Origin of the sequence: Staphylococcus sp. GDX8P80P, assembly GCF_017893095.1 — a bacterium.
Lineage (GTDB): Bacteria > Bacillota > Bacilli > Staphylococcales > Staphylococcaceae > Staphylococcus > Staphylococcus borealis.
The window spans coordinates 1-267 of the sequence record NZ_JAESMI010000262.1; the positions used below are offsets into that span (position 1 = coordinate 1).

The following is a 267-nucleotide window of genomic DNA, read 5'->3' on the forward strand; positions in this document are numbered from 1 at the left end:
CCAGGCAACCACGATTACGGTTCAAACGGCATTCATACTGTATTAGATATCATGAATAAATCGGGTTTTGAAGTATTGTTAAACAGTTCTTACGTCGTCAACACACCTGACGGTAATATTCAGATTAATGGTATTGATGATTTATGTTTTGGTCAACCTAACTTTAACAGTTCATTCCAAGTTCCAAATTGTCATATAGACTTTCGAATAGGACTCGTACATGAACCAGATAAAGTTAAATTATTAGATCCAAACATTCATTTAGTA

1 pseudogene is annotated in these 267 nt (G+C 33.7%); it reads left to right on the plus strand.

The features are described from left to right. Nucleotides 1-267 (plus strand): annotated as a pseudogene (locus KA858_RS12710) (metallophosphoesterase); the annotation flags it as partial.